At 48.7% G+C, this 24948-nt stretch carries 22 protein-coding genes and 2 pseudogenes; 9 read left to right on the top strand and 15 right to left on the bottom strand.

The genetic code is table 11. The features are described 5' to 3' along the window. The first annotated feature begins 81 nt into the window (after positions 1-81). A complete protein-coding gene (locus tag ACGHM3_RS01945; RefSeq protein WP_345419207.1) occupies positions 82-2277 on the top strand; it encodes a primosomal protein N' in 2196 nt (731 codons plus the stop codon). 195 nt (positions 2278-2472) lie between these two features. Continuing rightward, complete coding sequence (locus tag ACGHM3_RS01940; RefSeq protein ID WP_345419204.1) at positions 2473-3210, top strand: glutathione peroxidase; 738 nt, start codon at positions 2473-2475, stop codon at positions 3208-3210. Positions 3211-3368: 158 nt separating this feature from the next. Here the strand turns inward: ACGHM3_RS01940 and ACGHM3_RS01935 are convergent, their stop codons facing one another. After that, the gene (locus tag ACGHM3_RS01935; protein ID WP_342630632.1) at positions 3369-5195 is read right to left on the bottom strand and encodes a hypothetical protein; all 1827 of its coding nucleotides are present in this window, start codon (positions 5193-5195) and stop codon (positions 3369-3371) included. A 94-nt stretch (positions 5196-5289) separates the two neighbouring features. Between ACGHM3_RS01935 and ACGHM3_RS01930 the strand changes: the two are divergent. Then, a pseudogene (locus ACGHM3_RS01930) lies at positions 5290-5511 on the top strand (transposase); the annotation flags it as partial. A 132-nt stretch (positions 5512-5643) separates the two neighbouring features. Here ACGHM3_RS01930 and ACGHM3_RS01925 read toward each other — a convergent pair. The 7 genes from ACGHM3_RS01925 to ACGHM3_RS01895 form a co-directional block, all read right to left on the bottom strand. Beyond that, a complete protein-coding gene (locus tag ACGHM3_RS01925) occupies positions 5644-5997 on the bottom strand; it encodes a hypothetical protein (RefSeq protein ID WP_168450408.1) in 354 nt (117 codons plus the stop codon). Positions 5998-6207: 210 nt separating this feature from the next. Continuing rightward, positions 6208-6657: a limonene-1,2-epoxide hydrolase family protein gene (locus ACGHM3_RS01920; protein WP_168450407.1), complete on the bottom strand. Its 450-nt coding sequence runs from the start codon at positions 6655-6657 to the stop codon at positions 6208-6210. A 148-nt stretch (positions 6658-6805) separates the two neighbouring features. Then, entirely contained in the window at positions 6806-8200 is a 1395-nt protein-coding gene (locus tag ACGHM3_RS01915) for an OmpP1/FadL family transporter (RefSeq protein ID WP_345426382.1), read from the bottom strand. Positions 8201-8378: 178 nt separating this feature from the next. After that, positions 8379-9479 (bottom strand): NAD(P)-dependent alcohol dehydrogenase, encoded by a 1101-nt coding sequence (locus ACGHM3_RS01910; protein ID WP_342632592.1) that lies wholly within the window; start codon positions 9477-9479, stop codon positions 8379-8381. Between the two features lie 123 nt (positions 9480-9602). Then, positions 9603-10655 (bottom strand): 2Fe-2S iron-sulfur cluster binding domain-containing protein, encoded by a 1053-nt coding sequence (locus ACGHM3_RS01905; protein WP_342632593.1) that lies wholly within the window; start codon positions 10653-10655, stop codon positions 9603-9605. 298 nt (positions 10656-10953) lie between these two features. Beyond that, positions 10954-12045, bottom strand: a complete 1092-nt coding sequence (xylM, locus tag ACGHM3_RS01900) for a xylene monooxygenase subunit XylM (RefSeq protein WP_342632594.1) — start codon at positions 12043-12045, stop codon at positions 10954-10956. A gap of 87 nt (positions 12046-12132) precedes the next feature. Continuing rightward, positions 12133-13599 carry a benzaldehyde dehydrogenase gene (locus ACGHM3_RS01895; protein WP_342632595.1) on the bottom strand — a complete coding sequence of 489 codons (1467 nt, stop codon included), beginning with the start codon at positions 13597-13599 and terminating at the stop codon, positions 12133-12135. A 665-nt stretch (positions 13600-14264) separates the two neighbouring features. Here ACGHM3_RS01895 and ACGHM3_RS01890 point away from each other — a divergent pair. Next, on the top strand, positions 14265-15086 hold the full coding sequence (locus ACGHM3_RS01890) for an IclR family transcriptional regulator (protein ID WP_168450401.1): 822 nt from the start codon (positions 14265-14267) through the stop codon (positions 15084-15086). 58 nt (positions 15087-15144) lie between these two features. On the opposite strand, the gene ACGHM3_RS01885 is transcribed toward ACGHM3_RS01890, so the two are convergent. From ACGHM3_RS01885 to ACGHM3_RS01870, 4 genes and pseudogenes are all read right to left on the bottom strand, one after another. Continuing rightward, a complete protein-coding gene (locus tag ACGHM3_RS01885; RefSeq protein WP_342632596.1) occupies positions 15145-16110 on the bottom strand; it encodes an AraC family transcriptional regulator in 966 nt (321 codons plus the stop codon). A gap of 115 nt (positions 16111-16225) precedes the next feature. Continuing rightward, positions 16226-16946 (bottom strand): annotated as a pseudogene (locus ACGHM3_RS01880) (transposase); the annotation flags it as partial. An 855-nt stretch (positions 16947-17801) separates the two neighbouring features. Then, on the bottom strand, positions 17802-18464 hold the full coding sequence (locus ACGHM3_RS01875; RefSeq protein ID WP_345426387.1) for a hypothetical protein: 663 nt from the start codon (positions 18462-18464) through the stop codon (positions 17802-17804). 36 nt (positions 18465-18500) lie between these two features. Further along, the gene (locus ACGHM3_RS01870; protein WP_335660904.1) at positions 18501-18713 is read right to left on the bottom strand and encodes a hypothetical protein; all 213 of its coding nucleotides are present in this window, start codon (positions 18711-18713) and stop codon (positions 18501-18503) included. 3 nt (positions 18714-18716) lie between these two features. Between ACGHM3_RS01870 and ACGHM3_RS01865 the strand changes: the two genes are divergently transcribed. Beyond that, a complete protein-coding gene (locus ACGHM3_RS01865; RefSeq protein ID WP_335660905.1) occupies positions 18717-19034 on the top strand; it encodes a hypothetical protein in 318 nt (105 codons plus the stop codon). Between the two features lie 284 nt (positions 19035-19318). Continuing rightward, positions 19319-20470, top strand: a complete 1152-nt coding sequence (locus tag ACGHM3_RS01860; protein ID WP_345426393.1) for an IS4 family transposase — start codon at positions 19319-19321, stop codon at positions 20468-20470. On the opposite strand, the gene ACGHM3_RS01855 is transcribed toward ACGHM3_RS01860, so the two are convergent. Both ACGHM3_RS01855 and ACGHM3_RS01850 read right to left on the bottom strand, forming a co-directional pair. Continuing rightward, positions 20452-21195: a divalent cation transporter gene (locus ACGHM3_RS01855; protein ID WP_345426395.1), complete on the bottom strand. Its 744-nt coding sequence runs from the start codon at positions 21193-21195 to the stop codon at positions 20452-20454. The genes ACGHM3_RS01860 and ACGHM3_RS01855 overlap by 19 nt on opposite strands. 259 nt (positions 21196-21454) lie before the next feature. Next, positions 21455-21880, bottom strand: a complete 426-nt coding sequence (locus ACGHM3_RS01850; RefSeq protein ID WP_345426397.1) for a putative iron-sulfur cluster-binding metallochaperone — start codon at positions 21878-21880, stop codon at positions 21455-21457. Positions 21881-22322: 442 nt separating this feature from the next. Here ACGHM3_RS01850 and ACGHM3_RS01845 point away from each other — a divergent pair, with 442 nt between their 5' ends. The 3 genes from ACGHM3_RS01845 (at position 22323) to lpxL (ending at position 24101) form a co-directional block, all read left to right on the top strand. Next, a complete protein-coding gene (locus tag ACGHM3_RS01845; RefSeq protein ID WP_345426399.1) occupies positions 22323-22592 on the top strand; it encodes a hypothetical protein in 270 nt (89 codons plus the stop codon). A 107-nt stretch (positions 22593-22699) separates the two neighbouring features. Next, positions 22700-23086 carry an Hg(II)-responsive transcriptional regulator gene (gene merR / locus ACGHM3_RS01840; RefSeq protein ID WP_345426405.1) on the top strand — a complete coding sequence of 129 codons (387 nt, stop codon included), beginning with the start codon at positions 22700-22702 and terminating at the stop codon, positions 23084-23086. Positions 23087-23192: 106 nt separating this feature from the next. Continuing rightward, positions 23193-24101, top strand: a complete 909-nt coding sequence (gene lpxL / locus ACGHM3_RS01835) for an LpxL/LpxP family Kdo(2)-lipid IV(A) lauroyl/palmitoleoyl acyltransferase (protein WP_345426401.1) — start codon at positions 23193-23195, stop codon at positions 24099-24101. A 267-nt stretch (positions 24102-24368) separates the two neighbouring features. Here the strand turns inward: lpxL and ACGHM3_RS01830 are convergent, their stop codons facing one another. After that, positions 24369-24926, bottom strand: a complete 558-nt coding sequence (locus ACGHM3_RS01830) for a hypothetical protein (RefSeq protein ID WP_345426403.1) — start codon at positions 24924-24926, stop codon at positions 24369-24371. Positions 24927-24948: the final 22 nt, after the last annotated feature.

Below are 24948 nucleotides of genomic sequence, written 5' to 3'. Positions count from 1 at the left end.
TTCAAAGAGGGGGCGCATGGTATCAGAATCCGCCACCTTGGCAAGTATAACTTTTAAACAATTTTTTTGATTGGCTCGTTCGTGCCCGCTTATTACTCCATCGCCCTGCCTGTTGTACTGCGTACCCTCTTCGATTATCTGCCGCCAGAAGGCCACGGACCGATCGCAGTGGGGGCTCGGGTGCAGGTGCCCTTTGGCCGGGGCAACGGCCGCATCCTCGTAGGTGTCGTCTGCCAACGCCACCAAACCCAAGAGCTGCCCGCCAAACTCAAGCGCATCGATAAAGTGCTGGACGACGAGCCACTGCTCGATGCCGACTTCATAAGCCTTTGCCAGTGGGCCAGCCATTATTACCAACACCCCATTGGCGAGACCATTGCTACCTGCCTGCCAAAAAAGCTGCGCCTAGGTGCGCAGGCAAGCATTACTTACCCCAAGCATTGGCAGCTCACCGTCCAAGGCAAGGGCCTGCCGGATGACGGCCTAAAGCGCGCCCCTAAGCAACAGCTAGCACTGCAACAACTGCGCGCCCGGGGCACCATTGCCGATGACCAACTAGCCGAGCACGGCCTAGGCCGGGACAGCCTTAGGAACCTGGCACAGAAGGGTTTGGCCGAACTGACCGACACACCCCCAAACGCCGGCCAACCGCAGGCCAAGCCGGCACCGCATCCGCTCACCGACGAGCAGGCGGCGGTGGTATCGCAAATTGCCTATGGCGCATTTTCCGTGGCCGTGCTGGAGGGCGCTACCGGCAGCGGCAAAACCGAGGTCTATCTGCAGGCCATCGCCCAGGTCTTGGCGCGCGGGCAACAGGCTATGGTACTCATCCCAGAAATCAGCCTAGGCCCACAAACACTGGCTCGCTTCCATCAACGCTTCAAAGCCAACATCGTCGCCCTGCATTCGGGGCTGAACGATACCGAACGCGCCCAGCACTGGCTGCGTGCCCGCGCCGGAGATGCCGATATCGTAATTGGTACCCGCTCGGCGGTATTCACGCCCCTGCCCAGACTGGGGTTGATCGTCATCGACGAGGAGCATGACCTTTCCTTTAAACAGCAAGATGGCCTGCGATACTCAGCTCGGGACTTGGCCATTGTGCGCGCTCAAAAAGCCGATGTTCCGGTGATTTTGGGCAGCGCCACGCCCTCCCTAGAGACGCTCAGCAACATCAATCACGGCCGCTTCACCCACTGGCAGCTGCACGCCCGCCCCGGTGGTGCCAGCCATGCCGACATCGAATTATTCGATATTAAGCAAGAGAGTTTAATCGATGGTTTCAGCGAGCACGCACTCACGGAAATTGCCAAAACCGTGGGCGCCGGCCAGCAAGCCCTGGTGTTTGTGAATCGACGCGGATTCGCCCCCACGGTGCTGTGCCACGATTGCGGCTGGCAGGCCCAATGCAAACACTGCGACAGCAACCTAACGGCCCACAACCATCCAGCTCACCTGCGCTGCCACCACTGCGACTACCAGCGGCCACCGCTATCGCAGTGCCCGGAGTGCTTCGGCCAAAACCTGCTCTACCTGGGCGCTGCCACCGAAAAAGCAGAACAAATGCTTAGCGAGCATTTCCCGCGCAGCAAAGTCATACGTATAGATCGCGATACTACAGGCCGCAAAAACGCCTTCGACCAACTTCTAGAGCAAGTCCATACCGGTGAGCCCTGCATATTGGTTGGCACGCAAATGCTGGCCAAGGGGCACCACTTTCCCAATGTGACATTGGTGGTGGTACTGAACGCAGATAACGGCCTTTTTGGTGCCGATTTTCGCGCCAGTGAACGCACCGGCCAACTGTTATTGCAGGTGGCAGGCAGGGCCGGCCGCGGCGACCACCCCGGCCGCGTGCTGATTCAAACCCACCACCCGGACCACCCACTGTTTACTCAATTATTCAGCCACGGCTACCGTGCCTTCGCCGATTTGTTGATGGAGGAACGCATGCGCTCTTCCATGCCACCGTTTAGCTATATGGCCATCATCAAAGTGGAAGCCAGTTTCCCACAGCCGGCCACGGCATTGCTCGAAGGGCTAAAGAACGCCCTACAACACGCCTTTGCCCCGAACCCACACAATCAGTACCTGGGGCCAATGCCGGCCATTATGGAGCGCGTTAACAAACGCTTCCGTTATGTACTGCAACTGAAATGCAGCCAGCGTAAATTACTGCACCAAGTACTGCCCGTGGCCGTACATTATTTGAGTTCAGCAAAGGTGCCCAAAGACCTGCGCTGGAGCCTGGATGTTGACCCGCAAGAAACACCATAGAGCCACACAATTAAACGCCACATTTCGATATATTTAAACAAACTATCGAGGCAATATTTTTAATTGAATTTAATTAACGACCGCCTGTCGTTAATGTGACACCCATGGCAGCGCACTCACCCAGTAGCACTCACCCGCTAGCTGGGCCGCACCACGGCGCTGTAACTAACAACATCAAACAACCGAGGGAAAATCATGTTAAAGAATATCGAAGGCCAAAAAGTACCTGACGTCACCTTCCGCACACGCTCAGGCAACGATTGGGAAAACGTCACCAGTGACGAGCTGTTCACCGGCAAGACCGTAATTGTATTCGCCCTACCCGGCGCCTTCACCCCCACCTGCTCCTCTACTCACCTGCCGCGCTACAACGAGCTGGCGCCGGTGTTTAAAGCCAACGGCGTGGATGACATTGTGTGTATCTCTGTGAACGATGCCTTCGTTATGCAGTCCTGGCAGAAGGATCAGAACGCTGAAAACATCCGTTTTATTCCAGACGGCAACGGTGAGTTCAGCGATGGCATGGGCATGCTGGTGGACAAAAACGACCTTGGCTTTGGCAAGCGCAGCTGGCGCTACTCCATGCTGGTCAAAGATGGCGTTATCGAGAAAATGTTTATCGAGCCAGAAAAGCCCGGCGACCCCTTCGAGGTTTCTGACGGCGACACCATGTTGAACTACATCAACCCAGAAGCGGAGCAACCCAAGCGTGTGACTCTGTTTACCAAGCCCGGCTGCCCACACTGCACCCGCGCTAAAAATGCGCTGACTGAAAAAGGCTTGAAATACGAAGAGATCGAATTGGGCAAGGCCGGCGTCAGCTTCTCCAGCCTGATGGCGGTCACCGGTGCCGGTACCACACCACAGGTATTTATCGACGGCAACCTGATTGGCACCGCCGACCAGTTGGAAACCTACTTGGCTGCTCAGTAAGCCAAAGCCGCCTCCTAAAAAACCGGGTTCGCCCCAAGCCGTTTACCTTAAGTGGTGCTCGCTTCCGGGGCGGCCAAAATAAAAAGAGCCAGTGACCGATAATCACTGGCTCTTTTTTTGTCAAAATTTCTGAACATATCTTGAGAATAAATCCCTGTCTAACGCCGGTTATTGAGATAAACGATTTTTTTCACTTCGACTGGACCTCTCGCGAGCCCAAGCCTCATCGCTGGAGTTTGACCTGTCTTCTTTTCGCTACAGTAGTTGTAGTAGACCCGGAAAATCTCACCAATCATGGTATACATGGTGGGATCGTAGGCTGAGTAGCCATACCAGGTTCTGCCTTTGCTGGTTCCCGAAGTGAAAGGTCTCTCAAAATATGTCGAGAATCGACGAATCTTCATGAAAAAGCGATCAACCGGTGCCAGCGTCGCAATCCTATATAAATTTGCCTGGTGCTCACGATCAAGCCTTTCAACATCAGTGATTGCTGCCACCATTTTTTCTGGCTCTGCCATCGAGGCACCTGGATGCTCAATCCATTTCTCAGGAGACTTTGGAATCCGAATCGGTTTTTGAAGACGCTCCAGTATGATGTTGTTCGAAACATCAACGATATCCTGATAGGTCAGGCTACGAAGTGGCACCCCGGACATAACCGAAACCATTTTCCGGAATCTGGCGACGATCTTTTCTTTTTCATCAACAGTTTTGTTCTTCGCGGCTCGGATCAGAAAACCGTCCGAATTACCTTCGGCAACCATCTCACGAAAAGCAGATAGATAGGCTGCCTTCATGCCACTATCAAGATCCATAAAAAACCGGGTCTTTTCGGTACTCTGGAAAAGCCGCTTTAACAGAAAGAAATGTGCCATCATCGTGTACTCATTGTGAATCAGCACACCTTTGGGCGGAAGAATATTGGTGCGGTCAAAGTGTTCCGATGAGTCACTTAGATTCAATTTCTGGTCGGCAAGAGTCCTTATTTGGACCTCATCCTTCAAGCTTCCTCCAACTGGGAGGTCCTGTTTCGAAGGGAGCCCTTTCAAATACTCATTGAACTCTTGCCGTAGCCATACACGGGCGTACTTTCGGTGGTGTCGAGGGGTTTCATATTCGCCAATCGCCTCAGCGTCCTTCTCAATTTCTTCTGCATCGACACTGCCGTCGAAATTAAAGTTAAAGGCAAATACGTAACCGGTATCCTTGCACGCTGTAGCAATCCCGTAGATATCGCAATTTCGTTTGTCCTCTCGCTTGGTCCAGTTGCTCACCACAACTTGACGATCCGTGCAAAAATACATTCTCCTGAACGCTCTGTTCTCAAGATCCCTTTCTCTACCGGCTGAAAATTCCTGACACTGCCGATAGAGGAACCGAATCTTGTCGTAAACAGTTTTCGTGGATATGTCACAGAGGAACGCGATTCTGCGAATAGGAACCTTGCTAACGAGAAGCTTAAGTATCTGGATGTCAATGTGAGGCTTGGAATGCTTCCGGGTTTTTGGGCGCGATGTAAAACCTTTGCCGCAAACCCCACATTTCAGGCGCTGATTGCCGGATGCCGTTCGGCCATTTCTTTTGACTGATCCGGCGACGTTACCTATATTGCTATCACAGTCGGCATTTGGACAAGAAGGCATCTTTGGATCTAAATGACGTGAAATTCGGTTTAACTCTTCAACCACAGCCTGATTGCTTTTCAGTGAGGTAGAAATTGCGCCAACCTCAAGTCCATCGCGCTTTTTCTCACGGCACTTTAAACAGAAAATCGATGAGGTTCCTTTACCGGTTCCGGACACTTGAAAGAGACCACTCCCTTTCTCGTAAGCGCCGAGGCTAACTTCAACTGCTCCATCAGAATTTTTGACAGGAGTCAGTGCCAAAAAGCTTTCACATGTCGGATTGCGGCACCCATTGACCTGAATGCCAGCCACTGGAAGAGGGATGCGGGGATGTTGCTGCTGGCCAGATATCGAACCCATAAAAAAAGCGCCATACTGTCTGGATATCCAGTAGTATAGCGCTTTCGTCGGCCTTGTCACCCAAGCCAGCACCACTTAAGGTAAACGGCTTGAGATCAAGCTGGCGTTTATCCAGCCGGGCAAGCCGCAGCAGAACGCCTATATCGAACGCTACAACCGAACGGTCCGTTACGATTGGCTGGCACAATATCTGTTCGACAGCACCGAAGAAGTCCAGGATTATGCCACTCGCTGGCTCTGGCACTACAATCACGAACGACCCAATATGGGACTCGGAGGAATTACTCCTCAACAGAAGTTGGCCATGCTGGCCTGAGGTCTACTTTTGAACTCCGTTAAAAATGGGGGAATTACCTTTTCGCAATACCCCGAAAACGACAGGTTGCTCACGTCGACGGCCCGGAGGCTCAGTAATGGTGCAAGTCGCCAGGAAGGGACGCGCCCCACCTCAGTAAGCGGCAAAAAATAGCACGACGACGCCGGCCAGCGCCAAGCCGCCGTGACTCAGGATCACCCACCAGGGTTTGGCCTGGCGGAACACCACGCCAAAAAACAACGCCCCACCCAGAAACGCCGCGCCCAGCAGGCCGAGCGCCCAGTATGCGGTCTGCGGAATCGTGGCGTCGGGTCCGGCGGTATACAAGGCATATCCCAGCATTATGAGACCGACAAAGCCCAGCACGCCATGCCCCACGCCGAACCATGAGGGATAACGCACCTTCATTGCCGACAGCAGCGCGAACAGCAGCCCGCCCGCAGCAGCAGCAGCCAGCACCCAGAATGCCCACTGTATAAGTTCCATCGATTCATCCTCAATTTGTAATGTTTTTAGAATGACGGTCAGAACTGACCGCCCCCAAACACCCCGCCCTATCGCACAATACAGCGTAGAAACGAGGGGTGACCGACTCCGTAACTAAATCGCGTTTCACGCCATTTTGGGACACGAAGCGCGGCTAAGGTCCATCAGCGCACAACCATAGCCGTCCTCCTATAAACGAGCAAAAATACCTCAGCCCTTGAATGGTGCTGTGTCGAAATAGTCACGCCAAGCGGTAATCTTTCTGTCTTTGACTTGGAAAATACTCATCAGACGCAGGCCGGCCAAGACTTTGCCACTTGCGTCGCAAAGATCATCGATTCGCTCAGTCATCACTGATTCGCCGCATCGGATCGCTGACACTATCTTCATCTTGAAATCGTTAGAGTCGATCCCATCGACAAAACCGTTCATAACCATTATCGACCCCTCTGGGCTCTTCGCAAGGGTCAGTCCGACGCTTCCGTAGACGCAGAGTCCTCTGTCGAATTCTCTGAGCGCGTTGCAAACGGTTCCGAGGCTTTGAGAACCTGGCTTATCACTCCGATGGTCTGAGTTATGGTGAAATTTTTGCTCTCCGCGTGGAGCGTAGTTTTGGGAATGGTGCCGGGATGATTGCGGTTCTTCAACCGCACACGACAACAGTGTCTTCTAGTTTTGATCTCTCAGCAGGTCGTTCATCTGGTGCTTTAACGGAATCTTGGAAGTGCGCCAACCAATACTTCCAGAAGCTTCGGACGAACCTGCATAAACATTCCCGCTTACTTACGCACGAAGTAGTAAATTCTAATTAGAATGAATGGGTATAGCCAAAAACAAAATTATCTTGCGCTATGGACGACCTGACAGCTGATGAGGTGTTAAAATCCGATTGGTTGGTCATGCTATGCTCAAAGGCTCGAGAGTATGCGGCATCGAACCTGCCTGATTTTGAAACTTGGTAGCTAATGCCTAAGGTTGCATGCCTCTTCAGAACTGCTGGAATCAGGGCCAACAACCCCTCATCATTGAATGGCTGCGTAGCCTGACGGTATCCTGCCCGCAACGTTAAATTTTGGGTCGCGGCATACGACGCTCCAATCGCCACTATCGTTTGATCCTTGGCATTCTGAGGAAGCTTCAGATCAACATCTCCGGCGTCACTGGCAAACCCCACCTTAATATCCTTCAGGGCGTCCTTCCAGAAAACCCGAGACAGATCTAAAGCGACCAGGAATTTGTCAGTGAATTGATGACTCACCCCTACATCCAATTTGGCAGGACTATTAAAATCCAAAACTCGTACTTGTCCTTCAATAGGTATATTTCCCACGATACCGTCAACCGCAGTGACCGTTCCGTTCCCTTTCAAATCGTTCATTTTACTCTTGAACATGTAGGAAATGCCCAAATTTGTTTTGGGCGTCACCTTGTACGCCATACCTAATCTACCCGAGTACCCCCAACCATCAACACCACTTGAGACTTCTTTGTTTTTGCTGACGCTTATGTGTACTCCGCGTGGATCAGGTAAAGTCCCGACCAATCCCAGTAGCGACCCGGACGCGCGGCCATCCCCAATGAGACTACCCAACTGTTTACTTCCAAACAAATAATCAAGATTCAAACCTGTCCACTTTGCATCCAGGGTTGCACCGACGGAGAGATCGTCATTAACCTTAAAACTCGCAGCAAGCGGTATGTCGAGAATAAACAGACGACTTGCATTCTCGAGCCCCGTATCAGCACCGGCAGCATAGCCCGTCTCACCAATATCGCCGCGCGACAAAAAGCTAGATTCACCATATTCAACACCCACTCCAGCTTGAGCAAACATGCCCGCACCAAAGGTCCAATTTGAAACTTTACTGGTGAAAGCAATCTGAGGGGCTACATATGGCCCTCGATTATGTGAGTGCGTACTCGATGATACCTTTTCACCTGTGCCAAGATTCGTCGCGCTAATATCCGTAGTAATCAGGTCGAACCCTAGCAACACTTCACCTGTCGTATCGGACAAACCCATCGTCGCCGGGTTAACCATCATTGACGCAGGCCCGACATAATGAGATGCGGCCGTTCCTCCCATACCCCTGGAAATCGCTCCAAATCCCTCTAGAAACAATCCCTCCGTCGCTACCGCGTAGCATGAGATCACATACAGAACCAGACCGATAATGCATTTATTGAATATTTTAAATCGCATATCCTTTCACCACCTTTTTATTTTTGTTTAATGAACCATGATTTCAGCTTATCAACCGATCATGCCTCCTTTTAGCATAAACGGCATAAAACTGGATTTATAAGCCTTTCGACTTATTAGGAGGTTGTACGCTATCCGTAAGAACAGCGCACCGAGGCTTGAAGGAACTCTTATCCCTTTAAACGATACAAATTACCGGCTTAAGTGTTATTCCTTTTTCCGAATCTTCCGCAGCTCGATCAATTTCATCAAATGAGTAAAATTTAATTAATTTATCAAACGGAAACTTTCCTTGGCGATACAACTCCACCAATCTTGGAATAAAGATATCCGAAACAGCTTGACCCTCAATAATTCCTCGGAGCTTACGGTTAAATAGTAAAAAATTAACATCAACAGGGACTGTGGTCCCCATTGGTGGTGCACCAACAATACCGATCTCACCACCTACGGCGGAGCTCAAGATCGCTTGCGACAGCACGGAAGGCAAACCGCTGGTTTCCAGCACATACGGAGCCCCATCAGCGCACAGTTTCTTGATCTCCTCAACTGGATCAGTATTTGTTGCATCAATCACGTGGGTCGCCCCAAGCTCATGAGCTAATTTCAGGCGATTTTCCTTGACATCGACGGAGATAATCTTCGTACATCCGGCCACGACGGAAGCCATCACTGCAGAAAGACCTACGGCCCCAGCACCAAAGATCACGATAGCGGAGCCCGCAGGAGGATTGAGTGCATTAAGAACAGACCCTGCGCCCGTCTGAATGCCGCACCCGAGCGGCCCAAGGAGTTCAAGTGGGACGTCTTTAGTGACCTTCACAGTGTTGCGTTCGTAAGACAAAGCATAGGTCGCAAAGGAAGACTGCCCAAAAAAACTCGCCCCAACTTCCTCTCCATTGTGTTCGTGAATGGTGCACTCACCGGTAACTGAGCGCCCCATAAAATTGGGGACGAAAGAGTTGGCACAACTTGTGGGATCACCGGAAAGGCATGCTTCACAACCACCACAAGTATAAAAAGTCAGAACAACATGATCGCCCGGTTGTACTTTTTTGACAGAAGATCCAACCTTCTCAACCACGCCAGCCCCCTCATGCCCAAACACCATCGGGAGAGGAACCGGGTAATGCTGATCACGACAAATCAGATCGGTATGACACATTCCCGTCGCAACCACTCGAACCAGAATTTGATCCTCAGCAGGCTCATTAAGGACTAAATCTTCGAGTTCAAATGGACCACTTTTTTGACGAACAACTGCTGCTTTTATTTTCATTTTGGTCTCCGTTTTTGAATCATCACACAGTTTAAAAACCACTCATCATCTCTCGCCAAGCTCAACACACTCTTTTCCGGATGTGCTTAACCAAAAAGGTAATTCCCCCTTACACTCCTGGCACTATTGCGCGGTCGCAGCGGTTCGATTGTAAAAACGATCTGCATATATCGATCCATGCGCCACACCAAGTCGAAGAAGCTCGGTCTCAGCCGCGTCAACCATCGGCGGTGGCCCGCAGAGGTATGCTTCACACGACCGCCCCTGCAGATATTCTTGAAAATATTCAGTCACCATGCCTCGTTTCCCTTTCCAGGAGGATGTCGCCGGTTCTTCGGACAACACTGGAATAAGCTCTAAGTGTCCACCCCAATCCCGTTGAAGCGCTTGAATTTGTTCAAGGCAATATAAATCACGCTGCTGCCGCACCCCAAAAAATAAGAAAACATCACGCTCGCGTTGGGTTCCGGTCATGCTCTCCAAAATGCATTTAATGGGTGCGAGCCCCGTTCCACCAGCCACGCAGACCATCACGTCGTCGCTTTCATGGAACCCAAACTGTCCGTACGGGCCTCGCAACGTAACGGTGGTCCCAGTTCGATCACCACCAAATAGCCAACCACTGAAAACGCCTCCTGGCACTAGGCGGACATGAAAGTTCAGGCTGCCGTCAGCTTGGGCGGGGGTCGAAAATGAATAACTTCTTACAACAGACAGTTCTGTGTATTCAATATCAGCATACTGACCAGGATTAAAAGCTATTGGTTTTTCTGGCATGAGAGTCAATCCGATTACATCGTGTGCCAGAGTTTTCTGTTCACTGATCAAGGCTATCGTCTCTTCCGGAACAATGGCCCTTCCGAGTTCTGAATCCAGTTCAATTTCCAGGTCTTCTTTAGGTATAGACTGGCAACCCAACCGATACCCAGACTGATATAAATCACCACTTAGTCCCATAGCAGATGATGCCAGTTCGCTTATCTTCCCCGAGACCAGTTTATATTTACACGAACCACAGCTTCCGACTTTGCAATCATGTGGAAACGCCAGGCCATGATGCAGTGCACTTTCCAAAATCGTCTGACCTCGTGGAACTTTAAATTCCACTCCTTGCCCTCTCACAGAAACAGTTAGCTCTCGAGAAGGCGCAAATAGGCCAATGATTTTCTCAAACATATTCAAGCGTCCATCATTAAAATTTCGTGGTCATTACTTGTGAAAATACCAGAACGATATCTTTGTTCCAGGCGTTTATGGCAACAGGGAGATGATGCGTCCGCCGGCACACAAATTCTTTTGACAAAAAAGGCCGTAGAGCCATTTTGCTCCATAGGCTTCTACGGCCAACATCAAAAAAATTCTATACGTTGACTGCTATTAACCTCGTGGCCATTCTTCCCAATCAAGTGCTAGCAATCCCAATGCTTTCAGTCGAGATTGCTAGACATGAACCGCCATCAGTTTAATAAAATTATTAAGCTGCCTCTGGTATCCACTGTGGCCATCCGGCATTTTTATTAGCCTCCATGGCCAACTTTCGCTCACCGGGCGTGGCATATTGCAGATCCCAATCCTTCAATTTCGGCTTTGCAACGAGATTCTCCCAAAGAGGCGGAACAAGTCCAAGCAGAAAGCACAAGAATAGTGAGGGCATCTGGGGAGCCTCCTTTTCCGGGTGCAGGTAGTAGAACCGTGTATAGCCGTCAAGGTGATGGTTAATATGGTTCGTGATCTCGCATCCCAGCGGGCGGACGATCATTCCCATGTGGTTCCAAGCGTGGTGCAGGAGGATAGGGTGGCCGATTTCGCGCACTAACCCATAGTGTTGAAAATAATTGAAGCCCTCAACGATCGCTTTCGCAATCAGCATTGAAATAATTGTAACCAGTCCCGACTCTGCCCCTCCAAAATAAGTTACCACGCCAGGCAGAGCGATCAGGAGCATGACATACTGGTACATTTTGTTTGACAAATGCCACGGCGACTTTCCTTTTCGACGCAAGGTCTCAGCTTCAATTTTTGCTGCATCCATGACGGAACCAACCGTTGCACTGACCACGAAACTGTACATTGTCTGGCCACGGAATGGGGTATCGCTATCCAGCGGCGTGTCGAGCTCTAGGTGATGCGTGTTGACATGAGCAATATCTCGGTTTGGATCACCATAAAAGGTTGCCAATAATTGCGCCATTCTCCGCGGCAACCAGTGCCGCCGGTGCATCAATTCGTGCGAAACTGGAAGTGTAGGTACCCCACTAAGCCAAGCCAAAGAAAGAATGCTTCCCAGAAATTGCACGGGTTCACCAAGGTCAATCCTTCCTTCCCTGACGCCGAAAATAAGAAACCCATACATAGCAATCATTAATGGTAATTGCAGGTACTGAGTAAGGTCTGCAAAAAAAGGACTTACCTTTCTCTCTTCATAATCCCTAGGTAACAAAACATCCAGTATCATCAGCGAGGGAAAGGTTGCAGCCCCGAGCCAAACCCAATCTCCTCCATAATAAAAGCCCAATGCCCCGCAAGCGCTGACAAGTGGAATCAGGTAGTAACGAATGGTATCCATATTTTCCTCCTTTTATTTATTGTAATAACGGATTATCAAATATATTAATCATCAAAGGTTTTGTTTAACCTGACCTATCCAACCAGGTCAGAAGGGGTAAATGGAGGGCTTTTCAACCATGCTGATCCATTGAGACTGAGTAAATTCATCAATACTCGCAAGTCCGCCAAACCTTCCACTGCTACCCGAGGCTCCCATTCCTCCAAAAGGAACATGTGGCTCACAGTTGATCGGCTGGTCATTGATATGAACCATCCCTGTTTTTAAGTTCCTCGCAATCTCCAGACCCGTCGCCAAGGACTTAGTGTGAATAGACGCAGCCAAGCCATATTCCGAACTGTTTGCCAATTCGATGGCTTCCTCTACGCTGTCGACAACTGTGATTGGTGCCACTGGGCCGAAAGTTTCCAACTTGAAAACATCCATTTTCGGCGTTACGTCCATGAGCACGGTAGCTTGGTAGTAGCGATCCTGATAGGCACCTCCCGCCAAGATCTTTGCGCCGGCCTTTTGCGCAGATTCTACGAGAGCATGGACGTGTGCCACTTGTTTATCGTTGATAAGAGGACCGAGGTGTACTTGATCCGTTTTCGGATCTCCAACCACCAGATTCCGAGCACGTAGCGCAAGTTTCTCTGCGTATTCCTGCGCAATGTCACGATGCACCAGATGACGCCCAGCGGCCATGCACACTTGGCCCTGATGTAAAAATGTGCCCCATGCAGCGCAACTGGCGGCTCCATCAAGATCTGCATCAGGCAAAACGATGTGGACATTGTTTCCGCCGAGCTCAAGCGCAACCTTTTTCAACATTCCCCCGCATTTCTCTCCAATCAACCGACCCACCTGGGTCGACCCGGTAAAAGAAATCATGTCAATTTCTGGACTCGCCACCATTGACTCCCCCGCTTCTGCCCCCCCCGGAAGGACGTGGAGAACGCCATCTGGCAAACCCGCCTCGGAAAATATCTCAGCAATGAGCGCGCCTCCAGTGATGGCAGTCTGAGGGTCGGGTTTTAAGACTACGGCATTACCCAGCACCAACGCTGGCGCTACCGAACGCATAGACAGGAACAGCGGGAAGTTCCACGGTGCAATCACACCGACCACGCCAACTGGAACTCGCTGACAAAGGTTCAGCCGCCCTGCAACGGCCGATGGAAACGACGTACCATCAGGCAAGAACGCCAAACTCGCAGCCTGATGCATCTGCTGATAGGTAATCCCGGCCTCCCACAAGCCTTTCTGTCGAATCGCGCCGCATTCCCGAACGTTCCAATCGGCGAACTCATTTTCGCGCTCTTTCAGTTTTTCCGCAGCCTTTCGTACAATCTCGGCTCTTTCACTGAAGGGTATTGCAGCCCACCCCTTTTGAGCTCGCCTGGCTGTCTGCGCAGCAGCGGCGACATCCTCACCATTTGCAATGCCCGTAACGCCAAGCAGATCGCCATTGGATGGATCGGTAACATCACAGACACCACCCCGCGCTTCTACCCACCCAGAGCTGAACACTTTTCCAGACCAAATAGAGGCCTCTCTTCTTTCTTGCTGCATCACTCCCCCTCGACATTTAATAGTTATTGATTATTGCGCCCGCATCAAATACATTCCGACCCCGGAGTCAAGCGGAATACGAGAACGCACTACTGCCTAACCTTCTGACCAGATTGCGTCTTGGACTAACTGTTAAAATTGTGCCCTGGTTTCCATGCGCCAGACAGACGTTACTATCCCCCCCGCATTCTTCGTCTGTGCTCGAACAACTCAGGATCAACAACCATGCCCCAACGGTCACGACAAAGGTGTTTTTCGTCGTAGTCTTTGATAACGCTGCCTACTTTTGCCATTCGATTGCCTTGCGTGGATTCCTTTATTCTTCTTGATAATGATATAAGTCCCCTGGGGTGACTATCCGGACAGCGCATTCTTTGTCCTGGTACTGCAAATGTTATATTTTGGAATGCATCACACTATTAACAACACCGAAAGCAACAGCCTGAATTATTCCCAGAGTCCCGGATAAGCATTCAGTGAAATGAGCGATATATGGCGGCAAGTGACCAAGGCAGGTTGATATTCAGTGACAATTCCGAGCAGCTGATGGCACGGCTGGACGAGGTTGAGTCCAACCTCGCTGTCTGAACAACTTACTTGCCACCCGATCCGGATCGGTTACGAGTACAATCCCCCATCCAAGCAGCACTACAGGGACCCCGCCTATGACTGCAGAAATAGAAAAAAATGCCAACCCCCCACGTCAAGGGATCGGTTCTCTTGAGATCGGCTTGCGAATTCTGGATACCATTGCAGAGTCACCCAGGCCCGTGACCCTCAAAAACCTGTCCGACCGGCTGTCGCTTTCGCCCAGCCGACTGCACAAGTACTTGGTCAGCCTGCTGCGCATGGGCCATATCGCTCATGACACCGGCAACGGCTACACGCTGGGCAGATCCTGCCTGACACTCGGAGTAGCAGCCATTCGCCGCATCGATCCGATTCGACTGGTTTTCAGTGCGGCTGAAGAGCTGAATAAGGCCAGCAACAGGACCGTATCGGTGACAATCTGGAACGGCCATGCGCCGCTGGTAATCAAATGGCTGGACTCCACCTCTCCCGTCGCTGTCAATATACGGTTGGGGCTGGAACTGTCTCCCTTCTTCTCAGTGTCAGGCCGAATTTTCCTTGCCAGCCTACCCCATGAGCGCCGTGAAGAGATACTGGAGCAGTTTTTCCAGCATCCACCGGCCCTGCCTCGTCATGGCGGCCGTGCCCTTGAGCGCGAACAGTTTCGACAACACCTGCTTCAGGTTAGGAACGACAACCTGTGTTGTTTCTACGGCGACTACTTACCGGACCTGAACGTGGCGGGCAGCGCCATTTACGATATCAACGGCCACATCTCATCGGCCGTCAGCCTGATAGGGATGGCCTGCGACACCGACATCACCTCGGGTTCACCGCTACGGCAACAGCTGATAACCTGCGTACAGAAGGTCACGGATGAGATCTGCGGTCAGCCACAACTGAAACGGCACGCCTAAATCAGGCGTGCCGCTCATATTAACCGAGTGAGCTACCACTTGGTGGCATTCAGTGGCTTCAGCGCCTGCGCTGCAGCGTTTCCGACGGCAGCTCACCAAACATCTTGCGATAGTCGGATGAAAAACGCCCAAGGTGGGTAAAGCCGTAGTCCAAAGCAACTTCCGTCACATTGCGAATAGCCTTGCCACCGGCCAAATCTTCACGCAGGCTTTTCAGCTTGGCTTGCTTGATGAACAGCTTCGGCGTCACACTAAAATACTTGGCAAACAAGTTGTAGACGGTGCGGGTACTCACATTCCCCACCTGCGCCAGTTCTTCAACGCTCAGGTCAGCGCGGATATTGGTCTCGATGTAAGCCAAGAGGTGGCAAAAACTGGGATCATTGGCGTGTAGGTCATGCTCGGAGGCAATATTGCTGCTGAACTGATGCAGCAGCTTGCGGATCAGAATTTCGCGATAGGGCCGCTGCACATGCTCCAGACCCAACTCGCTGCCATTGGCCTCTGCTAACAGCACATCCAGCAACCTCAGGAAACATGCCGATTCACTCAAGTCTATAACATCAGATGAAAACTTAACCCCTTCACGAGGCAATGAGCCTGCCTGATCAAGGCATATTTCGTTGATCAGCGCTGGAGGCACTGTAACAATAACTTTTTCGCAATCAGCAGAATACGTTAGCGATACTTGATCATAGGGATTAACCATAAGTGCTTGACCAGGCAACAGCCGAATGTTCTTGTCCGGGAAGCGCCAAAGGCATTCACCTCGGGCCACAAACTGAAAATGGTAGATCTCTCGAGGTTCGGGACAACGAACATTCACCTTATCACCGTAGCTGATGGATGACAGCCCGAGGCCAGCGAAATCACGGTAATTGAGGCGAGAGGCTTGCGTGCGACTGCAAACCCGATCCGCAAATTCCAGTATGTGGTGCCCGACATGACGACTGAAGTAATCGGATACTTCTAGCGGGTGTGCCTGAGCAAAAACCACGGCATTACTGAGCACGTTTGATAACATGGCTTGCACCGTATGTTGTAATTATTGTCAACGCTTTAATTATGGGTAAATTTGGGAGGGGTTGCAACGCCCCTTTTTTTGATTACACATCAATCCGCACTATCTGGAGTTATTATCAAATCTGGCAAATGGCCATAAGGCGGCGTCTCTGCCAGATTGATTGATCATCCACGCGTTCTCCATCCCGAAACTGGACGTTGTTCACCACCAGCTTCAGTTGGTTGAACCCCTTGATCCGCTTCCAGCGTTTCTGAACGGAATGGAGCAATTTGAACACCATCGATAACGTGGTGTCGGGTTGCCACAGGACCAGGTTCGCTTTGTACTCAGCCTTACCTTGGCGAAGGTGGACTCAATCAGATTGGTGGTCCGCAAATGAATCCAGTGCGCTGCCGGGATGTCGTAAAAGGCGAGCAGTTCATCCCGATCCTTTTCAAGGTTTTCCATGGCCTTCGGGTACTTGTCCCGGAATCGCTTCAAGGTGCTGTCAAAGGCTTTGTGAGCGCCCTCACGGGTCTTCGCCAGATAGAGAAACCAGAGCCCTGTCGCCTACGGCCAGCTTGGAGGCATAATCCAGGCCCCGCTCCCGCAAGCCGGTGAGCAGCTCTCGCCAGCTGGCTTCAGACCCCCGATGGCCATCTTCAACCGCGACCAGTTCCTTGTGGCCATACTCGGTAACTCCTATGATCACCAACAGGCAGAGCCTGTCATCTAGACAACCATTGCTGTAGACACCATCCGTCCACCAGTAGATGAGCGCTTCTTCTCAGCTCACGGCGACGCCAATCTTGGCGCTCTTGCAGCCACCTCGTCTTGAGACGTGACACCGTGTTAGCGAATCAGCCTCCGGATAAGCCAGCTCAATAACGGCCTTCACCCTGGGATCACCCGGAAACTGTGCCGGGGCAATCGGGTATTGTAGGAACATCAGGCTCCGGTCTCAAAATAATCAATCTCGGGCAGCTGACCGAACCTGTCCTAGGCATTTCCGCCATCAACAAACCGGCTTTGGCTAGATTCCAGGGAAAATTGGCTTGAGTCCTGCCCGGGTGAGTATATTCAAGCGTAGAGTCACTGATTCAGGAACAGGCCACAAGCCTCTATAGCTGAGAAGAAAGCTACTTCTGCTTCCTCCGTACCATGGGAGGAGCTACGTTTCAGAAGGTCATTGATCGACATACGCATCTTCCCATCTGGATCCAGTTACCATTGATCACTCTAGGCTATTGCAAATAAAAATCCTATTCTATTAATCTATAATATTTTAACTCATTGTTTTTACGAGATAAATTAAGGATAGTCTGAATTCATTGTGCTACTAAATGGAAATCTGATTATTAGCCCAGGCAGTTCAACTTAAATTTTTCAATGGTGCCCGCGTAGCCTTTTGATGGAGCACCGAGGCCCAATCGAACAACTTCCGACTCGCTACGACCAATTTCAATACGATGGCGGCCTTTACTGGGGCACGAAAGGTTCTGGCTCTGGCACTGCTATTGCCTGCTGGTAAGCGGGCCATGTCGTCTGTGACACAGGAGATCACGTGGCCAAGTGGAGGGAAAACTGGTACACAACCTGGTTTCGAAACTTGATCCAGGCGCTGAGCATGTCATTCCCCCCGATAGCGTAAAAACAGCTCAGGAAGCTGAAACTGATCTGTAAACAAGAATCAGAGCTGACGCGCGCCGCCTTCAACTCTCATAGATCGCATCTTCCAAAATGCCGACGCCACCGACTACATCGATCATCTTTCGAGGCGAGAGATCACCAAACAGTGAATCAGGTGTATCAAACCAACGTTCAGCTTTCGTTCTTGAGCCAAACTTTTCCTCGGCCCCCAGAAGCAGATCCGCTTCAATCATCTGTCGGATTTTTCTCATCGGCAAATAGAGAGTTTCTTGACCATGGAAAGAGCGCCCAATTTCCTGGAAATCGTATTTCCGGAAAAAGTCTTCACTTTTCTGGGTTAACGGGTCAACAACTAAGGCAACACCTAGTTGAGTGTGGGTAAAGAGCTCCCAAGACTGAAGCAGTGCCTCTACTAGCAGTTCTTCACCAACGCGCATTGGAGTGCCCTGATATTCATTATGAACACCGAACCAGGCTAACTTAAAAGCGGGTAATGGGTAGTGGGGATAGTTCCCCTGGATGTCTGTATGAGCCACCGTACAACTGGTTAGAGTGTAAAACCCAACTATTGGCGTTGGATGAAAATCCACCATTTCATCATCGAGTGCCACCCAGGTTCTATTGATGGATTGCTGGGCTTGCTGACTCGCCCGCTTTTTCAGGAACTCATTGGGGGCCTGTGGAAGAACCGACAAATTTGGCAAGTTTGGCTCTAACGCGATCATAGCGAGCCAGTAGTTGCTTGAATTGCCCCTGAATCATCACCTTTTCTGAATTATTATTTTGTTCTCGTCAGTCAGAAATACAATCTTGTCCCGGCAGGTTTTTAGTTCAGCTTTGGCGACCTCCAATGCCTGGGATAACACAGCCACTTGCTTCTCCACTTCTGCTTTCTGAGTGGTGATCACTGCCATGTTTTCCACCAACTGTTCATTTTTCTGCTGGAAAACGGTGAAAGATGGAATGAAGTCCAATCATTGATTCAGTCTTTCAAGACTAATCCGCTGACGCATCCAGCAGATATCAGTTATTTGCAAAAAAAATTATTCTATTTGGGGTCTGGCGATCATCTCTACGGGATTTATTTTTCCTCATCGGTAAATCCTGCAGATGATCGCCAGACCCCAGGTGCTACTTGTAAAAGTGAAGAGTTCATTGAGTTTGCTCGTTGGCTGTTCTTCGCCAACGGTGGGAAAATACCAGCTAATTTGAAACATGGGCAAAGTAAAACTGTTAAGCACAACCATTTTGTTTGCAATCTTGTACAACGTGAATGCGATGACAGAGGCATTTAATCAATTGAAGTCGTAAGGGCACCACATCACTCGGGAGCATATGGCTGCATTTTCTCCATACCACACTGAGCATTTTGGTAGATTGGCTAGATTTGACGCTTTTACCGGTCGGACATCAATCTTGCTCTCCAAAATAAACCCTTTCGCACTGTGGATTGAAGTAGAAAATCAATGTATTAGCATCACTGCTGTCCCGTTAAGGAGAAATAAGAAGGTCTGATTCCGCCGCAATTGATACAATGAGATTGCTTAGAAAACAGCGTATTAATAGGGGGAACCAGACCATGGCGCATTGTAATACCATTCTTTCACAAATACTAAAACTTGTTCCGAGACATGAATTTGAGACCCTTGCCAAACAACATCATTCAGGCCGTGCCTTCCGTAAAGCCTCTCGCTGGTCGCAGTTTGTGTCACTGACGATGGCCCAATTGTCTGGTCGAAACAGCTTGCGCGATATCGTGGATAATATGTCGGCGCAAATGCATCGCCTTTACCATCTGGGCAGCGCCAAGCTGTCGCGGTCTAACCTATCGCGCATCAATGAAGATAAGCCCTATGCCCTGTACGAAGCTTTGTTTGGAAAGCTGTTAATGCGCTGCCAAAGCGTGGTGCCTGATCATAATTTCAAATTTAACCACCCGCTATATTCGCTGGATGCCTCGACCATCGATTTGTGTTTGTCAGCGTTTCCCTGGGCTGACTTTCGCACCACCAAAGGCGCGGTGAAATTGCACGTTGGCTTGAATCATGCCGGCTACTTACCCGAGTTTGTGACCATCACGGAAGGGAAGAAACACGATGTCACGGTAGGTCGTATGCTCAACTTCCCTAAGGGGAGTATTGTTGCGATTGATAAAGCGTACAATGATTACGCTTGGTATAAGCAGTTGACAGATAAGGAGATTTTCTTCGTCACCCGGCTTAAGAGCAATGCGAAATTTCGTATTATTGAACGTCGATCCGTACTGAAAGGCAAAGGATTGACGTGTGATCAAACGATCGAGTTCACCGGCCCTCATGTCTCCAAAAAATGCCCCGTTCAATTACGACGGGTGGGGTATAAAGATGCGGAGACGGGTAAGCACTATGTATTTTTAACAAACAATTTCAAATTGGCCGCCAAGACCATTGCCGATATTTACAAAGCCCGATGGCAGGTAGAGTTGTTCTTTAAGTGGATCAAGCAGAACTTAAAAGTAACATCGTTTATTGGTACGAGCAAGAACGCTGTAATGACTCAAATCTGGGTCGCAATGTGTGTTTATTTGCTCATTGCCTTTTTAAAGTTTCAGTCGAAGCTTACAAGAAGTATGCAGCAGATACTGCGCCTATTACAGCTTAATCTTTTTGATAAAAGAGACCTAATGGCCTTGTTGAGAGGCGATACACCGCCAAATAGCCTGCCTGATATAAATCAGATGGCGCTCATATGAAAGTTAACGGGACAGCAGTGTATTAGCATAGTTCCGATCATGCCCAGTAAAAAACCAGTTACGGCACCCATTGCTGGGAAGTCTTGATCTTTTAGATGAGCCGCTGGAGCAATATCCTGAAAAATTAGATAAATGATACCGCTACTGCAGAATAGCATGATCAATCCCAGAACATGATTACTTGCTGACAAACAAGTATAGCCCAACCATGCCGCGAGCGGCCCCACTATTGGAACCGTAAGAAAAATCACCCAAAGTTTTATTTTTGTTACGCCGCCCGAGTTCATTTCATGATATGCTGAAAAACCTTCCGGCATGTTTTGTAGTGCTATCAGCGCAGCGAGCAGATACCCTGTATTCGAGCCTGTTGCCGCAGCTGCGCCTAACGCTATTCCCTCCGGGATAAAGTCCAATATCATTCCAAGAAATTGAGATATGGTATTACGTCTACGCCTCATCCATGAACTAAGTTGCCAAAAGACAATTCCTCCGGCCAAAAATGCTACTGTGGCATCAGGAATTGTGGTGTGTTCTATACCGTAAGGTACAAGTACAAGCGCTATTGCAGCTAGCAGCGCTCCACCACCAAAGTAAGAAACATAACTGTCAATCTCATGTTGGCAACAGTAAGATCTTAGCCTCTTATTGGTCGAGATCAATGCCCCTACAGGTATACTCATTCCGGCGACAAGAGCAAAACTTAATGTAGATGCCAGAGACAGCATGTTCGTTATTCCTAATAATTTTGATTAATTCCGTCCCATGATGCTTACACATATATGACCGCGTCATTTATCGATAGTTAATTGCTTTTAACAATACTTACCGTGGTGACTCATAGAGAACGCTTCAATTTTGCTGTTCTCCTATTTGTAATTCCAATAACTTAATCCTCGTAAGTGTTCGTTCTGTAACTAATCTAAATCCGGCTTCAGATTACCGCTTCTTTCTAAATAACGTTCACAACAGCAACGACCTTTTATTTTAGGTAGGAAAATCTGCCAAACAACAGGCGCCTGAAGGGTTACGAATATCACAAGCACAAGATTTCGCCTTAGTCTGAGCAATGACAAAGGCTTTCGATGTACTTTTGCCAGTGGTGGTAATTTCATCAAGCACCTGCTGGGCTGTTACATCAAAACAATAGCAAATTGGTCGTGATTCTAATTTTTGTTTTTGACCTACAACACCTCGTACTTGTGTTACAGAAATAAGCTGACCATCCTCTCCAAAATACACCGTTTTGCACTGCGGATTGGAGCAGAAATAATAAGTTTGTGGTTGAATTTCTTGGTTTAAGGGAGAAGAAACATGGTGTAACAAGGTCTCAAAAGCAACAGATTTTTGTATTACATCACAACTCGGACAGTTCGCTTTGGTTGTTTTAGGTTTGCTACAGCAATTACTCATGAATATCAGCCTCGGTATTTCGGTTTTATAGTTAGTGGTCTAAATTGTGAGAATTTTATCAGCCGTAGTACGGTACGGCGTCAAGCCTGGAAGTTAAAAATATGGCAACAACAGTATTTGTTAACAGCACTTTGCCCGACGATTATTGTCTCGATTTTTTATTGACACCGTATCATGGTACGGCCTTTATAGTACGGGAGTAAGCTTCAATTTCAAGGTGACAAAATGTTAGCAATAAGAAATGCGTACCTAAGGCGAAAAGATGGTATAGAAGCAGTAATGATGATACTGGCATTTGCTGGTGTTATTGGGTTAGCCTCCTATTTAGGCGTGTGCTGTTGATTCATTGACGTACTTCAATGAATCAACACAATTTGATACCGTAAAAAATATTGATAGGTTCGCGCATTCTTTTTATGGGAAATTGCTTGATGATAGTGTTATGGCACCCGTATTTTTGGAACATGCATTAATTGATATTAATGAGCAATTGCAAACTATTAGTTTGTATTGGCAGAAAATGTTTTTCGGAAACGCTCAGTATAATAACCACTTGATTAAGCTACACAGGACAATTAACGCTGTTCACGCATTTGAGGAAATGCATTTCCAACGTTGGTTAAGTAATTTTGAAGCAGCAATGGCGTCTTTTTCTGGGCTGATGGCAGACAGATCTCTGTTTGTCTCGCTAGAAAAGTTCTGGAAAATATGAAAAAACAAATGCTGACTGTATTTTGATAAATTCTCTTTACGATATTTTATCAAGACAAACAATAATCATTCTCTAGCAGGAATATGGGTGACCACAGGACACAACAAGTGACAAGAACAATCAGCAAAGTCGCCAAAGAGCTTGGCGTCAATATCGAAAGCATACGCTTTTATGAGCGACGCGGTTTAATTAAGCAGCCCTTCAAGCCTGAAAAAGGTTATCGTCATTATCCTGTAGAGACCATAAATCGGATTCGTTTTATAAAGCGTTCACAAGAATTGGGTTTTACCTTAGATGAAATCGCCAATTTGATTCAACTAAATGACACCCCGTGCTACCAGGTTCAGGAAGTTGCTGAACATAAATTGGCTACCGTAAAAGAAAAGCTAGCCGATTTACAGCGCTTGGAAAGTGCTCTTACCGAGCTTGTAGAGCAGTGTGATAGCAATCAGGATGACAGCCATTGCCCCATCATTGATTCATTACAACCATAATAGTCGTCTGCTAAATATTGCCATCATTCATTAAGCGCTTGACTCCGTACATAACACGGAATCTATCCTGACCTTTTCTAAACAAAAGATAAGGTCGAAGTTTAGCATGAACATTAAAGGCATACCCAAAGAGCTGTTGCACCCTCGCCACTGGTCCAGCTGGCTGATTTTGGGAGTGCTTTCCACATCAAGCTTTCTACCTCACCGGGTCATTATACGTCTTGGTAAAGTAGCCGGATCTCTAGCTTTTCGATTGATTAAACGCCGTCGTCATATTTGTGAGACCAATATTCGCCTTTGCTTTCCCGAACTTAGCGATGATGAGCAAAAAAAACTTGTTTATCGGACAATGGTAGATCAAGGCATCGGTTTATTGGAAACGATTTCTGGATGGTTTAAAAATCCGACTGATTTACAACATTTGGTGAGTGTTGTTGGGCTTGAATATATAGAGCAAGAACAATCTAATGGAAGAGGGGTTTTATTAGTCGGTTCTCATTTTACAACTTTAGACTTCGCCGGTGTGTTGTTTACCAATTTTAGTCAAATGGATGTTCTGTATCGAAAAAATAATAACGCAGTGTTAGATTTTTTCCTGACTCAAGGACGCTCTCGTTATGGTGAGCCGATAGAAAAGAAAGAATTTAAAAAATTAATACGCCGTTTACGCGATGGCTATGTGGTTTGGTACGCACCCGATCAAGATTATGGAACAAAAAACGCTGTATTTGCTCCCTTTTTTGGATTGTCAGCGGCAACGGTGACGGGAACATCAACTATTGCAAAAATCACGGGGGCCAAAGTATTAATGATTCACCATTATCGGGAAAATGAAGGTCGTCATTACCGTATAGAAATCCTACCTGTTAATGACTTTCCTTCAGGTAATGACATTGCTGACGCAACGAAGATCAATGCCCTGATAGAAGAGGGAATACGCAGCGCCCCTGAACAATATATGTGGGTACATCGGCGCTTCAAGAACCGCCCACCAGGGGAAGCTAAGATCTACTAGCAGAAGACTAATAATATTATCCGACTAGGCGAGTGCATTATCAGTCTTTAAAAGTCACGTTTATTTGAACTATTTGAGGTCCGGCCGGTAAAAGCGTTGAAACTGGCCACTTTGCAGATAACCTATTGATAATAAAAAGATATGATGACATTCTTCTGCCGCGTACTGTCTATCGAACTGATTAATATCATAAGCCTGCCTACTTGAAAAAACTACAATTACGCATATTACAGGTAATGCAACCTATTGCGCAGTACAATTTCGGGATCAAAGCGAAGACTGTAGCTGCTTAAATTGCCCCTGTACGACTGCCTTTTCCTGAAGGATTAGCTTGTTTTCGTCGGTAAGGATCATCATTTTATCTTGGGCTGCTTTCAGTGTAGCTTTGGCGGTTTCCAGAGATTGTGATAGTAAAGCTGCTTCTTTATCAGCAGCTGCTTTCTGGCGTTCAATCGCTGTTAACTGTTCGGTTAGTTTATCTTTTTGCTGCTGATGCTCCAGGCTCTTCGATAGTGCCACTTCAAGCTCGTTGTTCAATTTCTCGATGTTCCTGGCTTTTTCGCTCAATTCACGACTAAACCCTGTACTGATCTGTTCGAGTTCCTCGGTGCGTTGTTGCTGTCGTCTATTAGTTTCAGTCAGTTCGGATAATCGAATCTCTGCTTGTGCAAGATGGCCACGCAACTCCTGAAGCTGATCCTGCATCTGCTGATTGGTTGTACGGAATTGTTCGCGTTCCTGTTGACGGTCTTCCGGGGGTACTAGGGATTTTCCGTCCAAAAACGACAAAAAACGCTGTAGCCCCCGCCATCCGTAGTCTCCCAAATGGTATTACTTTCTCTGAAGT

The organism is Halioxenophilus aromaticivorans (genome assembly GCF_042850945.1).
GTDB classification, from domain to species: domain Bacteria; phylum Pseudomonadota; class Gammaproteobacteria; order Pseudomonadales; family Cellvibrionaceae; genus Halioxenophilus; species Halioxenophilus aromaticivorans.
Note: the sequence above shows the minus strand (reverse complement) of the source record. Positions and strands in the feature narration are given on the sequence as shown.